At 37.4% G+C, this 13,918-nt stretch carries 14 protein-coding genes; 4 read left to right on the plus strand and 10 right to left on the minus strand.

What is annotated here, in order from left to right; all coding sequences use genetic code 11:
- The first annotated feature begins 55 nt into the window (after window positions 1-55).
- A complete protein-coding gene (locus tag E7Z79_RS01425; RefSeq protein ID WP_303738201.1) occupies window positions 56-1,168 on the plus strand; it encodes a radical SAM protein in 1,113 nt (370 codons plus the stop codon).
- Between the two features lie 206 nt (window positions 1,169-1,374).
- On the opposite strand, the gene E7Z79_RS01430 is transcribed toward E7Z79_RS01425, so the two are convergent.
- The 3 genes from E7Z79_RS01430 to E7Z79_RS01440 all read right to left on the minus strand — a co-directional run bounded on the left by E7Z79_RS01430 (window position 1,375) and on the right by E7Z79_RS01440 (window position 4,471).
- A complete protein-coding gene (locus E7Z79_RS01430; protein WP_303738202.1) occupies window positions 1,375-1,902 on the minus strand; it encodes an AAA family ATPase in 528 nt (175 codons plus the stop codon).
- Complete coding sequence (locus E7Z79_RS01435; RefSeq protein WP_303738203.1) at window positions 1,902-2,756, minus strand: ParA family protein; 855 nt, start codon at window positions 2,754-2,756, stop codon at window positions 1,902-1,904. Before E7Z79_RS01435 ends, E7Z79_RS01430 begins: the two co-directional genes overlap by 1 nt.
- Before the next feature lie 413 nt (window positions 2,757-3,169).
- Complete coding sequence (locus E7Z79_RS01440) at window positions 3,170-4,471, minus strand: TrpB-like pyridoxal phosphate-dependent enzyme (protein ID WP_303738204.1); 1,302 nt, start codon at window positions 4,469-4,471, stop codon at window positions 3,170-3,172.
- A gap of 92 nt (window positions 4,472-4,563) precedes the next feature.
- Between E7Z79_RS01440 and E7Z79_RS01445 the strand changes: the two genes are divergently transcribed.
- Together E7Z79_RS01445 and E7Z79_RS01450 are read left to right on the plus strand one after the other, a co-directional pair.
- On the plus strand, window positions 4,564-5,592 hold the full coding sequence (locus E7Z79_RS01445; protein ID WP_303738205.1) for a DUF1786 domain-containing protein: 1,029 nt from the start codon (window positions 4,564-4,566) through the stop codon (window positions 5,590-5,592).
- A 5-nt stretch (window positions 5,593-5,597) separates the two neighbouring features.
- The gene (locus tag E7Z79_RS01450; protein WP_303738206.1) at window positions 5,598-6,257 is read left to right on the plus strand and encodes a PHP domain-containing protein; all 660 of its coding nucleotides are present in this window, start codon (window positions 5,598-5,600) and stop codon (window positions 6,255-6,257) included.
- Window positions 6,258-6,263: 6 nt separating this feature from the next.
- Here E7Z79_RS01450 and albA read toward each other — a convergent pair whose 3' ends face one another.
- From albA to E7Z79_RS01480, 6 genes are all read right to left on the minus strand, one after another.
- Window positions 6,264-6,539 carry a DNA-binding protein Alba gene (gene albA / locus E7Z79_RS01455; RefSeq protein WP_292600277.1) on the minus strand — a complete coding sequence of 92 codons (276 nt, stop codon included), beginning with the start codon at window positions 6,537-6,539 and terminating at the stop codon, window positions 6,264-6,266.
- A gap of 307 nt (window positions 6,540-6,846) precedes the next feature.
- Window positions 6,847-8,382, minus strand: a complete 1,536-nt coding sequence (locus E7Z79_RS01460) for a 2-isopropylmalate synthase (protein WP_303738207.1) — start codon at window positions 8,380-8,382, stop codon at window positions 6,847-6,849.
- Between the two features lie 45 nt (window positions 8,383-8,427).
- Window positions 8,428-9,630 carry a PQQ-binding-like beta-propeller repeat protein gene (locus E7Z79_RS01465; RefSeq protein ID WP_303738208.1) on the minus strand — a complete coding sequence of 401 codons (1,203 nt, stop codon included), beginning with the start codon at window positions 9,628-9,630 and terminating at the stop codon, window positions 8,428-8,430.
- A gap of 11 nt (window positions 9,631-9,641) precedes the next feature.
- Window positions 9,642-10,796, minus strand: a complete 1,155-nt coding sequence (locus E7Z79_RS01470; protein WP_303738209.1) for an ABC transporter permease — start codon at window positions 10,794-10,796, stop codon at window positions 9,642-9,644.
- The gene (locus tag E7Z79_RS01475; RefSeq protein WP_303738210.1) at window positions 10,783-11,829 is read right to left on the minus strand and encodes an ATP-binding cassette domain-containing protein; all 1,047 of its coding nucleotides are present in this window, start codon (window positions 11,827-11,829) and stop codon (window positions 10,783-10,785) included. Before E7Z79_RS01475 ends, E7Z79_RS01470 begins: the two co-directional genes overlap by 14 nt.
- Window positions 11,816-12,229 carry a PadR family transcriptional regulator gene (locus E7Z79_RS01480; RefSeq protein ID WP_303738211.1) on the minus strand — a complete coding sequence of 138 codons (414 nt, stop codon included), beginning with the start codon at window positions 12,227-12,229 and terminating at the stop codon, window positions 11,816-11,818. Before E7Z79_RS01480 ends, E7Z79_RS01475 begins: the two co-directional genes overlap by 14 nt.
- Before the next feature lie 67 nt (window positions 12,230-12,296).
- Here E7Z79_RS01480 and E7Z79_RS01485 point away from each other — a divergent pair, with 67 nt between their 5' ends.
- Window positions 12,297-13,010: a sugar phosphate isomerase/epimerase gene (locus E7Z79_RS01485; protein ID WP_303738212.1), complete on the plus strand. Its 714-nt coding sequence runs from the start codon at window positions 12,297-12,299 to the stop codon at window positions 13,008-13,010.
- Window positions 13,011-13,082: 72 nt separating this feature from the next.
- Here the strand turns inward: E7Z79_RS01485 and E7Z79_RS01490 are convergent, their stop codons facing one another.
- On the minus strand, window positions 13,083-13,877 hold the full coding sequence (locus E7Z79_RS01490; RefSeq protein ID WP_303738213.1) for an HAD family hydrolase: 795 nt from the start codon (window positions 13,875-13,877) through the stop codon (window positions 13,083-13,085).
- Window positions 13,878-13,918: the final 41 nt, after the last annotated feature.

The following is a 13,918-nucleotide window of genomic DNA, read 5'->3' on the forward strand; positions in this document are numbered from 1 at the left end:
AGGCATATAATTTCAAAAAGAATTGTTATTTAATATAAAATATATAATTATTAACATGACTACATTGGAAAAGATGAAAATCTTAACAGATTCTGCACAGTATGATCTTTGCGATTATGTCAGTCATAACAAAAGTTCGCAGATTAATTTGCCTGGAATTTACGAAGCAACAGGTCATAATGGATGTAAGATTCCTCTTTTTAAGACTCTTTTAACAAACAAATGTAAAAATGACTGCAAATATTGCATCAACCAATCCAAAAGAAATTTCACACGATTGGAACTGTCACCTGAAGAGCTTGCAAAGGCATTTCTCGGATACTATAACAGGGGAATGGTCAACGGTCTGTTTTTAAGCTCAGGAATCACAGGCGATGTGGACTCCACAATGGAAAAGGAAATAGAAACAATCAGACTTTTGAGAAAAAAATACGGTTATGACGATTATATACACTTAAAAGTGGTTCCGGGTGCCAGTAGGGACTCAATCAAAAGGGCAATGGCTCTTGCAAATAGAGTTAGCATAAACATCGAAGCTGCAACACCATCAGGCCTTGCAGAACTATCCTCAACTAAGGACTACAACAAGGATATACTGAAAAGGTTATCATGGATCAATAGATACCAGCATAAAAGTACGACTTATCCGAATTCCACCCATACAACCCAACTTATTGTCGGCGCAAACGATGAAAGTGACAGGGAAATACTTAGTAGAATGGAAAAAATCTACAAAAATTCAGAATTGAAAAGAACATACTTTTCAGCATTTACCCCAATTGAAGAAACTGAATTTTCAAATAAAGAGGCATGTTCAACTGACAGAACCTCAAAGTTATACAATGCTGACAGCCTGCTTAACGATTACCACTATAATGTTAAAGAGCTGGTATTTGACGATAATGACAATCTGCTGTTGAGCCAGGACCCGAAAATACTGGCCGCAAAAAATATGAATATATTCCCTGTAGAAATAAATTCCGCACCACTGATAGAATTGATACGGGTTCCAGGCATCGGTGTAAAATCTGCAAAGCAGATAATTTCTATTCGAAAAAAAACACCATTCTCCAATAAAGAACAGCTTAGGAAACTAGGTGTTGTAGTTGACAGAGCGGAACCATATATTAAAATAAGTGGTGAATATCAGACTACTTTTGATTTTTAAATTTTTTATAAGAGTAAATTATAATATAATGGATTATTGTTAAAATAAATATTCATGAAATCAATTAAAATAATAGAAAAAAATAGCATATCAAATATATATTGTAAAATATATTAAGTATAATTTCAAGTGAAAAATAGATTCTTGAGAACAATTTCAAGTGCAAAATAATATATTAAAAAAAGTGAATTATATTTGATAATATACTAGTCATCATCAAATAATGCCCAAATTTCAGGGTATTTTTTAGAAACGGCCTCATCAATCAAAATAGAAGCCTCTTTAGAAATACTGAATTCGGGTTCGGTTTTTCTTAAATATCTCAATACAGCTGAAGATCTTGAAGACCATAAAGTGATTCTTGGATTTTTGTCCACAATCTTTTTAACATCATCTATGTGTTCCTTTTGGATTTGGATTTCTGATGATGTTTGTACAGTTTCTTCGCCGCCATGATTGCCAGATAACTCTTCGGATGAGTCATCAGTTTCCTCATTTTCCATGCCTTCTTCAACATCTGTATCATCACTTTCAGTTTCTTCTTCTGGAGTTACTTCATCTTCAACTTCAGTTTCCTCTTTAGAGGTTACATCATCAACAACGTCTTCAACAGTAGTCTCCTCTTCTTTTAACATATCTTCAAGGGACTGAGGGGAATTACTGTCAAAATCCTCATTATAAAAATCAGGTGGAATTAAAGAGTCTAACCCTTTTCCAAGACCTTTTCTAGGCATTATCTACCCCTCCCAGTCTTATTGGAATTTCTATTTAATTCAGCTTTAGCTTTAATATTTGTCTTGGCATCGCTCAAATTAACATTTTCATCCCTTTGGATAATTTCCTTTGCCAATTTAAGATAAGCTTTTGTTCCAGTACTTTCAGGATCATAAACAAGACAAGGCTTTCCATAACTAGGAGCCTCAGCCAATCTGATATTTCTTGGAATAACGGTTTTAAATAATAAGTTTGATTCACCAAAGTAGCTTTTAAGCTCTTTGTAAACGTCTTTGCTGAGCCTAGTTCTCTTATCATATAGAGTGAGGAGAATTCCTTTAATTGGAGTGGGACTTCTAAGCCTTTGTTCGACTAATTTTATGGTATTAATCAAATCGGCTACGCCTTCTAGTGCATAATACTCAGCTTGGATAGGTATTAAAACGCTATCGGAAGCTACTAATGCATTGACTGTTATGACACCTAATGAAGGAGGTAAATCAATGAAAATGTAATCAAATAACGGTACGACATCCTTAAGAGTTTCCTTCAAGATAATATGGTAATTTTCTCTACTGGAAAGCTCCATACCGGCACCACTGAGGGATATATTACTTGGGATAATAAACAAATTTTTAATAAACGTAGGAATTGTTGCTTTTTTTACATTTATATCCCCAATGATAGCATCGTATATAGTATTTTCTATTTTAGTTTTATCAATGCCAAAGCTTGTAGTAGCATTGGCCTGAGGATCCATATCGACCACTAAAACAGATTTGCCCATTACCGCTAGAGATGTTGCAGTATTCACAACAGTTGTTGTTTTACCACAGCCCCCTTTTTGATTCATCACTGCAATTACTTCACTCATTAAAGAATTCTCCTATATCTGATAAGTTTTAAGTTACCAGTTATGAATTATAACTTAAAATTTCAAAGCTCTAAAGAATAACAATTAAGTTATCCAGTATAAGTTAAAAGGATTAAGTTATTTCTTTTAAATTAAAACTTAAAGGAAATAAGTTATCAGTTCCAACTTCTAAGGGATAGGAAATAAGGTTTAAGTTAGAACTTCTAAATTATAAAAAATAAGTTTTAAGAAATAACTTATCATAACTAACTTTTAACAAATAAGTTATATTTTATAACTTCTTCCTTATAAAGTATTTGTTTTCACAAATAAGTTATTAGTTATTCATTAACACTTATAAGTTATAACTAATAATGAAAAAATAATAAGTTATAACTTATAACTAAAAAAATCAAAAAAAAATAAATAAAGGATTATTTAGCATTTTGCATGGTTCCGTCAAAATAGCTAGCATATCCTTTTAAGTCCAACATTCCATGACCGGAGAAGTTCAATACGATAGTCTTCTCTTCGCCAGTCTGTTTACATTTCAATGCCTCATCGATTGCAGCCCTGATTGCATGAGTGGTTTCAGGAGCAGGAACAATACCCTGATTACGTGCAAAAGTGATACCTGCTTCGAAACAGTCCTTCTGATGAACTGATCTTGGTTCAATGTATCCCTCTTTAGTTAAAAGGGAAACGATAGGTGACATACCGTGGTATCTTAAACCTCCAGCGTGAACTGAAGGGGCTACAAAGTCATGTCCCAAGGTGAACATTTTAAGCATTGGGGTGAAACCGTTGGAATCTCCAAAGTCATAATCATAGGTTCCTTCTGTTAAGGTAGGGCAAGCGCTTGGTTCAACAGCGATAAACTGGGTGTCTGAGTTTCCGTCAATCTTGTCCTTGATGAATGGGAACAGTGATCCGGCAAAGTTACTTCCTCCACCTGCACATGCTATCATTACATCCGGAGTCTCTTCAGCAATCTCAAGCTGTGTCTTCAATTCCTGACCGATAACGGTCTGATGCAGCATAACATGGTTCAAAACACTACCTAAGGAATATTTTACTTCATCATTTTGCAAAGCCTCTTCCATAGCTTCGGAAATGGCAACTCCCAATGAACCTGGATGGTCTGGATTATCAGCAAGGACCTGGCGTCCGACTTCTGTATTTTCACTAGGTGAAGCAAATACATTTGAACCGTAAATGTCCATGATGTTTTTCCTGTCCGGCTTTTGGTTGAAGGAAACTTTAACCATATATACTGTACATTCGATGTCAAGCAAATTACATGCCAGGGACAATGCAGTACCCCATTGGCCTGCACCAGTTTCAGTAGTCAATCTTTCAACACCTTCCTTTTTAGCAAAATAAGCTTGAGGAATAGCTGAATTCAACTTGTGTGAACCGGTTGGTGAAGAGTCTTCCCTTTTGAAATAGATTTTTGCAGGAGTATTAAGATATTCCTCCAATTTATTGGCTCTGACCAATGGAGAAGGTCTTCCCATTTCCATGTATAATTCTCTAACTTCTTTTGGTATAGTGATATAGCGATCTGTTGCAAATTCCTGTTCAAGGCCTGCTTTGGTGAAAGCTAATTGTAAAGCTGAAATTTGGTCTTTTCCTTCACTGTTTTTAGGAGCAGGAAGTGGAACAGGCAAATCAGCGAGCATATTATACCATTGCTTTGGCACTTCATCTGATGATAATTCAATTTTGTAAGTCATAATAATACTTACATCAATGTACTATATAAAACTTTGTTGTACAAAAATGTACATTTTAAAATTATTAATATTATAAAGAACAATTTTAAATTATGAGAATTTTAGCTATTGATGTTGGAACCGGAACACAAGACATAATGATATATGATACCGAAAAGGAACTGGAAAATTCCATAAAGCTTGTTCTTCCATCTCCGCACTTATACATATCCCAACAGATAAGGGAAATAGAAAATGACATCTACTTTACAGGAGAAATAATGGGCGGAGGTAAAATCAAAAAAAGCCTATTGGAACATATGGAAAAAGGATACAAGGTAGTGATGGAACCGACATGTGCAAAAACAATACGCGACAATATCGAACAGGTCAAGTCATTGGGAATAGAAATTGCAGATGAGGGCAAAGACTACTCAGAATATACAAAAATAAAACTTGGCGACATCAATATCAAGAAATTATCCGAATTCCTGTTAGGTTATGACCTGGATTTCGATTTCGACGAAATAGCAATAGCCGTGCAGGATCACGGGTATAATGAAAATATGGGAGACAGGGACTTCAGATTTGAAAAGATAAGGGAAAAGGTGTCACATCCAATCTCCCCATTGGAATTCGGATTCAAGGAGGAAATGCCTGAGTACTTCACAAGAATGCAGGCTGTCAGAAGACAGATAAAGGATGAAGGCATAGAAAACCTTCCATTGGTGATGGATACCAAATTCGCATCAATAGCCGGAATGTGCTATGATGAGGTGGCAAGCAAACTGAACAGCTTCATTGTAATAGATATCGGAAACGGCCACACAACAGCGGCATCAATAGAAAACGGCAAGATACAGGGAGTGTTTGAACATCACACCTCAAGCCTCAGTGGAGAATCACTTGAAAGGTATATCAAAAGATTGGCATCAGGTGAGATAACCCACGAGGAAGTTCACGAAGACTTCGGACATGGGGCACATGTATTAAACCCGATATCTGAAATCGAAAAGGTTATAGTCAGCGGCCCGAAAAGGGAACTGATTGAAAAGACAAATCTAGATTGGCATCATGCAGCTCCCGGGGGAGATGTGATGATGACCGGAACAATCGGATTAATCAAGACTATACAAGGATAGATAATATGCTTAAAATGGACTCCCACATTCACAGCGAGTATTCACCGGACTCACATTCAAAAATTGATGATATACTAAAAACAGCCCAAAAAAGAGATATTGACATAATAGCTATAAGCGACCACAATACCGTTGATGGAACCAGTGAAGTTTTGACTAAAACTAGAAATACAGATATATTGGCAATACCATCTATTGAGATTTCATCAACACTTGGCCATATCCTTGGTTTTGGGTGTGAGGAAAATATACCTCGTGACCTTTCACCTCAAGATACTATCGACAGAATTCATGATTTAGGGGGTCTTGCAATTATACCTCACCCATTCTGTTTTTACCGCCATGGGCTCCTATGCAAAATTAATCCTAAGGAACTTAAAATCGATGCAATAGAGACAAAAAATGCGAGATTCATTATAGGCTACTGTAACAATAAGGCAAAAAATTTAGCAAAAACTGAAAATATTCCAACATTAGGTGCAAGCGATGCACACTATTGGAAATTTGTTGGCGACTGCTTTAGTCTGATCGATTGTGAAAAGGATATTGATAGTGTCCTAAAAGCAATACGCAAAGGAAAAGTAGAAGCAAAAGGAAAAGGAACATCAAATATATTGCTTTCCAAATACCTTTTTGATAAAAATGTGTTAAAGAAATTTGATTAAAAAGAGCTATTCACTCTTTTCAATTAAAATTTCTATAATAGAAACGTTTGTTTTTTCATTGTTGAAATTTTCAATTTCTTCAGTAGAAATTTGAATGTCTGTAACATCCGCTTCCGGAACAAACCTATTTCTTACAATTTCAGCAGCATCGACAGCACGACTGATAGCTTTTCCTCTAGCTCTTAAAAGAACGCTATCAGACCCTTCGTTAAATTGTGTAACAACTGCTAAAACATAATTCATAACAGGTTTGCTACCTACAAAAATTGTATTATTCTCCATAATAATTTCACCATATTAAACTTTAGCTATTAATGTATATAAAATTTTACATAAAATTTGCATTATAAATATAAACAGTAAAATAAAAAAATTGGAATATATAAAAAGTAAGTAAAAAAATAAATAAAAAATATTGAACAATTAATATGCAAATAAAAAATAAATAAAAAAATAAATAATAAATAGAAATTCTACTAAACTTTTTCATAATATCTCTATTAATCTATAATAATAAAATAATAATTTGTAAAATAAAAATTACAAATATGCTAAAAAAATGAAAAAAAAAGAATTTTTTAAAAAAAAATTAATAATTTGTTCGATAAATTACCAACAATTTATTGATTGAATCCAAAACTGCCAAGATACTTGCCATGACTATGTCCTGATTGATTGACCTTCCGGTAGATTTATTGCCATCAGGATCAGAACAGATTACAAATACGTCTGCCAATGCATCGGTACCGCCGTTAATGGCCTCAAGATTATATTCTTCAAGCTCAATATGAAGGGTATCCTCAATCAAAGCACTAATAGCATTTAATGCAGCATCAACCGGCCCAACACCTGTACTTGCAGTTTCCTTTTCCACACCATCGATTGAAAGCTTAACTGTAGCGGTTGGAGAAACATTAGCACCCATTGAAATACTCATGCCCTTTATTTCAATTGGGGTTTCACGAGCTGAAGCGAGCTCAGTAATGGCAATAGCCACCAAATCATCATCGGTAACACATTTACCGCTATCACCTAAAGATTTTATTTCATTGAAAACCTTATAGAACTGCTCGTCATTTAAATCAATGTGATATTCCTTTAGTTTTGACTTTAAAGCATTTGCCCCAGTGTGTTTGCCCAACACGATACGTCTGGAATGGCCAACCATTTCAGGAGAAATAGGTTCATAAGTAGAGGAGTTGTTCAGGATGCCATGAACATGAATGCCTGATTCATGAGCAAAAGCGTTGTCCCCCACAATCGGCTTGTTGACAGGCATCTTTACACCAGTCAAACGGCCCACCAAATTGGAAAGGCTATATAATCGAGTGGTGTCCAGGCCCAAATCAACGTTATAAGCTGACTTCAAAGTCATCACAAGCTCTTCAAGAGAACAGTTACCGGTCCTTTCACCCAAACCGTTGACTGTAACGTGAGCCTGATCGGCCCCGCATTCGATAGCTGTCAGAGTGTTAGCAGTAGCAAGTCCAAAATCATTATGAAAATGGACACTAATAGGAATTGAAAAACTTTCCTTTATATCTGTTATCAGCTCACGGGTCATGATTGGAGTCAAAATGCCTACGGTATCCGGAACGTCTAAAAAATCAGCCCCAGCATCAATTACCTGGCTGAAGACATCATACAGAAAGCCTTTTTCAGTTCTGGTAGCGTCCTCAGCGGAAAACTCTACAGTCAATCCATGGTCTTTGGCATATTCCACGGTTTCAACCGCCTTTGTGATGATTTCTGATTTGGACATTTTCAGCTTATAATCACGATGCAAAGGAGAGGTTCCGATAAATGTATGTATATAGTCCAAATCCGCATCCAAAACCGCATCGACATCCACTGTCAAAGATCTTGAAAGTCCCACCAAAGTCGAATCCAAATCCAAAGCCTTGATTTTTCTGGCAGACTCTATTTCGCCTTTTGATGAAGCCGGAAAGCCGACTTCAATCTTGTCAACCCCCAAATTGTTGAGCTTTTGAGCAATCTGGATTTTTTCGTCAACTGTCAAAGCCACACCGGGAGTCTGTTCACCATCCCTTAGAGTAGTGTCGAAAATATATATTTTATCAGCTAGATTCATGTTTTCATTTCTTAAAGTTTCGATATTCTGCATCGCATCCCCCATTTAAAATTTAAAAAATAAGGTTAATAAGGTTAATTATTTGCGACCCCTAACCTTAAATACAACCACAACGGCCACAATCAGGAGAACGATTAAAACTCCTAATGAATAATAGAGCTGCATTGAGCCTGGAACTTCATATTTTTCAATGTTCAAGGAATACAGGTTGCCTGAATCATCACCAAAAATCAAGGAGTTGCCGTTAATCACTGGTGAGGATGTAATTGCAGAATTAAATAAAACTGTACCTGGGTTGTATGTAAACTCTTCAGCTCCGGTATACTTATTCAAAACATAGAAGTTGCCGTTGTTGGAACCGAATGCAACCAAATTGTCTTTTAAAGCAGCGGTTGATTGGACCTTGTCTCCTGTCTGATGGGACCATTTTACGGTACCGTCACGAACGTCAAGGCAGGTTAAGTTTCCATCATCACTGCCTATGTAGACGCTGTTGTCATGCTCGTCAACTGTCGGGGAGGATATTACCTTATTGCTCAGGTCCTCTTTCCAGACCAGTTCCCCGTTGGATTCCTTTAGGCAATAGATGTTGCCGTCACATGAACCGAAGAGGACTGTCTCATTGACATAGCTTGGAGATGACAATATTTCATCACCTGTGGTGAACTCCCAGTTTTTGGACTTGTCTGTGTCTATGCTGTATAATTTGGAATTTGTTGAGCCTATGAATATTGTATCGTTTACGACAATAGGAGATGACTTAAGCTCACCATCCAGTTTTTTGTTGAATTCAACCTTTCCGTCCCTGTTAAGTCCGTATAAATGTCCGTCATCACTTCCAAAGTAAATTACATCATCATGATAAAATGGGGTTGACGCAACATTGTCGCAGTCATAATCCCATACGATTTCATGAGAGTTGATGTTTACCGCCTTCAGGCCGTCTTCACATCCTATGTATAATCTGTTCTTATGTACAATCGGTGATGAATTTGTAGGAGATCCCAAATCCAAATCCCATTCCTCTTCTCCTGTTTTCATATCAACGGCTTTTAGGATACCGTCGGTTGATACGATATATACATAATCATCGTGGATTGCAGGGGATGAATGGATTGGAGATCCCATGCTGTATGTCCACAGATTAGTTACGAAATCAGAACTTTCTTCCCTATAGGCGTTATGGTCAATGTCTCCGGCAAATGAATCCCAATTTGCTGCAGCTATTGGAGAGAGACACAAAAGCGCTATAACTATTCCCATAAATAATTTTTTATACATTTCAAAACCTCCTATACATCCCTGTTAAATCGTTTTACTCCAATGATGAAGAATAAAACTGTAAATCCTAAAAGCACGACTAAATCAAGCCATACATCACCTAAAGTTTGACCCTTAAGCATTATTCCCCTCATTGCATCATTCAAATATGTCAATGGGAAAACATAAGCCAGCTTCTGTAAAATCCAAGGCATTGTCTCAATCGGATAGAACACTCCTGAAACGAACATCATAGGCATTGAGAACGGCAGGGATATCTGTGCATAATCCTCCTGGGTCTGAGTTCTTGCAGAAAGCATTATTCCAAATCCGACAAAACACAATGCCCCTATGACTAAAACTATGAATGTCTGCAGGAATCCTCCCTTGATGCTCACATTAAAGAGTAATACCGCCATAAATATCAGTATCAGTGCCCTGACAAGTTCAATCAGTAATTTAGCCGCAATCTTTCCTCCGATGACTGTGGAAACTGATGTAGGTGTCATGAAAAGTCTTGCAAGCTCACCTGTTTCACGTTCACCTGCAATTGTTGCACCCATTCCCATCATACAGCTCATCATGATTGTCATTCCCAAAATGGCGGGAACAAGGAAGTCTATATACTTGATGTTACCATAAATGCGGTTTATGTGCAGGCTAATGTCATCCTTGAAGTTGTCCAGGGAGTGTGAAATGCTAGGCTCGATATTCGCATCCTGTGTGGAAACGCTGGTCTGTGAAGCCACCATATTTGAAATCCTATAGAATATTCCCTGTGTTGATGATTCAAGAATCTGTGAAGCCATCTGGTCTGACGAATCAATGTAAAGCGTTACGCCCTTCTGCTGAGTCGTATCCTTATCATAATCAGAAGGTAGTATTATTGCAGCCTTAACTTCACCCGATTCTACACGCTCCTTTCCCTCATCCAAGCTGTCAATGACATCAACAACATGATATGTCTCGGTTGACTTGATGGTATCCAATGTCAAATCGGTCAAATCGCCGTCTGACTGTGACACCACAACAATAGGCAGGTCTGTCATTTCCCCACCCATTCCATAGCCAAAGAGCAGAATCATGATTATCGGAAATGCAAGTATTGAAACCAACCTTGCAGGGTGCCTTTTAAGTGAAATCAGTTCCTTTTTAATCATCCACCAGAATTTCTTAGGCTCGATCATCCTCATTCACCTCTGATGTTGATTTTATAAACACGTCCTCCAAAGACGGCTCTTCAGTGAAGATTGAAGTGATTATTCCGCCGGAAGAAATTATGTCATTCAATACATTCTGAACTGCCATATCGTCAAAGCTGTCTATTCTCAAATTAATACGGCCGTTTCTAGCCACTTCCACACTTTTTACATTATCGGATTGGGAAATTGTATCTATAATTTCCTCATCCTGATTTTTCAAAAGCACTGACATCTTCTTTAAGCTGAGATTTTCCAAATCGTCTCTTGCTGAATCGGAACCCTCGCTTTCATCGGAAATTTTGGTTAAAGCGTCGGTGAGTTCCTGCTTGTTGCTTTCCAGAAGAGCATCCTTAAGCCCTTGAGGAGTATCGTAAGCGACCAGATTGCCGGTGTTGATGATTCCCACATTGTCACAAAGCATATCCACCTCATGCATGTCGTGGGAGCATAAAATTATTGTGTGACCGTTGTCGTTCAACTCTCTTATCAAATCCCAAAGGGTTCGTTTGGTGGTAGGGTCTAGCCCGATGGTAGGCTCATCCAAAAACAGGATGTCCGGCCTGTGAACGAGACTTGCCACAAGGGAAGCCTTTTGCTTTTGGCCTCCTGAAAGCTGTCCGACACGCTTGTCCTTTGCATATTTGATGTCAACAAGCTCCATCAAATCTTCAATCCGTGTATCACGCTCGTCCTGAGGCACACCATAATAGTCTGCACACAACTGTGAGTTTTCCATTACTGTCAAATCCTTATACAGGCTAACCTGTTGAGGAACCATTCCCAGAAGGTTTCGAACCTCATCGGGATTTTCCTGAACGTCATATCCTCCAACAGTCGCTTTGCCGGAAGTAGGCTGAATCAGGCAGGTGAGCATCTTTATTGTGGTTGTCTTGCCTGCACCATTCGGACCCAACATGCCAAAAATACTTCCTTTTGGAATTTCCAAGTTAAGAGAATTAACCGCAGTAAAGTTATTGTTGTAGACTTTTGTCAGATTTCTAGTTTCAATTGCGTTCATTGTTAATCTCCATTCCTGTCATGTCTTTGAAAAAATTCATCCAGGAGGGATTACCCAAGATAACATTCATATGAGCCTGCATTTCATTCAGGAATTGCTGCCCATCTTCAGTTATTGAATAATATTTTACCCTTTTGTTGTTTTCGTTGACTTTCCATTCCCCAATAATTAATCCTTCATCCTCCATCTTGGACAATATCGGATATATTTTGCTTGAATTGATCTTCATGTCACATTTGGAATTTTCAAAGCTGAAAAAATCATCCAGCTTTTTCATGATTCCATATCCATGAATATTCTCCTTTGAAATAATCCATAAGATAAGTTTATGGATTATCCCATTGGTAAAATGCTTGAGGAACTTTTCATGAGTTTTTTCAAAATCTTTTTCGTCTGTCATATTTCACCATATGTCAATTTTTGATATATGTTAACATTTATTATATTTGCCTTACCAATATTTAAATATGAAATTAGGTTTTACAACACTGGCTTTATTCATGGAACCTAACAATGACATCATCGATTTAGCTAAAAAACATGGATTTGAAATAATAGAAATTCTCGCAGAAGGCCCATTTTATGAAAAGGACAACGGTGAATTCAAGGATTGCGGCCTTGACATGAGAATGCATGCGGCAACAGTGGACATTAATATCGCAAGCCTGAACAGGGGAATAAGAGCTGAAAGTGTAAAACAGATGATCCATTGCGGACAATATGCAGAAAGCATTAATGCAAATACAATTACTGTTCATCCTGGAATAATAGGTAGAAACGAACCTCATCTAAGGAAATGGGCATTGGAAATAGCTATTGAAAGCATTGGAGAAATCATAGACAACACAAATGTGGAGATTTCAGTCGAAAACATGCCTGTCCGTGGCAAGTTTTTAGGAAACACCGTTGAGGAAATAGAGATGATACAGGAGGCAACCGGCTGCAGCCTGACAATCGACACCGGCCACGGAAATACCTGTGGAAACCTTGAGGAGATGCTTAGCCTAAAAAACATCAGCTACTGTCACCTGAATGACAATGATGGTGTCAAAGACCAGCACATTACATTGGGTGAAGGTACAATGGACCTGAATCTGCTTAAAAAGATTGATACCGCAATCATCGAGTTGAACAACTTCGATAACATCCTCAAAAGCAAAGAGGTAATTGATAACTTATAACTTATTATTATTTTTTTAGTTGTTATTAGTTATAAGTTATAACTTATAAGTTATGAGTTATAAAAAAATTAATCAGAAATCAATCATTGTGACCTCAAAAATGTCCTCAATAATGTAGTCGGTCTTGTCCATCATTTTAGGAGACACTTCCTCCTGCTGTTCAATGGTAAGGACACTAACGTCAGCCTTTTTAAATGCCAATATATCATTGAGTCCGTCACCGACCATCATGACCTTATAGCCACTGTCCTTGAGGATGGATACCACTTCACATTTGCCACGGGTTGAAACGGTACCGAAGGCATTGTCCTCTGGAACATCAAGCATGTTGGCCAGTCTGTTGATGGCTCCCTTCCTGTCACCTGAAGCGATATATATCTCAATTCCACGTGACTTTAACGTTTCGACGGTTTCAAATACCTTTGGGAAAAACTTGCCTGCTGAAGTGATGGTATATGCAACAACGCCAAGGTCCATGTCAACAATGAGAGCTGATCCGTTGCACAGCTCCATATGGGAAATCTTTTCTCGCAAAATGTCAAAACCGTCAGTGATGTCTGATACTGTGGCTGACTTTTCGTTGTCAAGAATTTCCTTGACTTCAGCCTTGGAAACCTGCTTTGTTGAAAAGCTGACATCAAAATCGATGTTATACTCCTTGATGACATCAGAAATAAAAGTGTCTGAATCCAGTTTCAGAAGTTTATTGGTATTGAACTGAAGAACGACCAAAGCCAGGGCATCCGCCTGGTCGATCAAATCAAGGGAATTAATATCGGTGAATATATTGCCATTTATGACATCCTTAATGACCCTGAACCTTTCAATCAATGTTCCTGAGTTATCAAATACAACAGCCTTTTTCATGATTAATAATAGTTGAAAAAAATATATAAAAGTATTTAAAA

It is taken from the genome of Methanobrevibacter thaueri (assembly GCF_015062905.1).
Lineage (GTDB): Archaea > Methanobacteriota > Methanobacteria > Methanobacteriales > Methanobacteriaceae > Methanocatella > Methanocatella thaueri_A.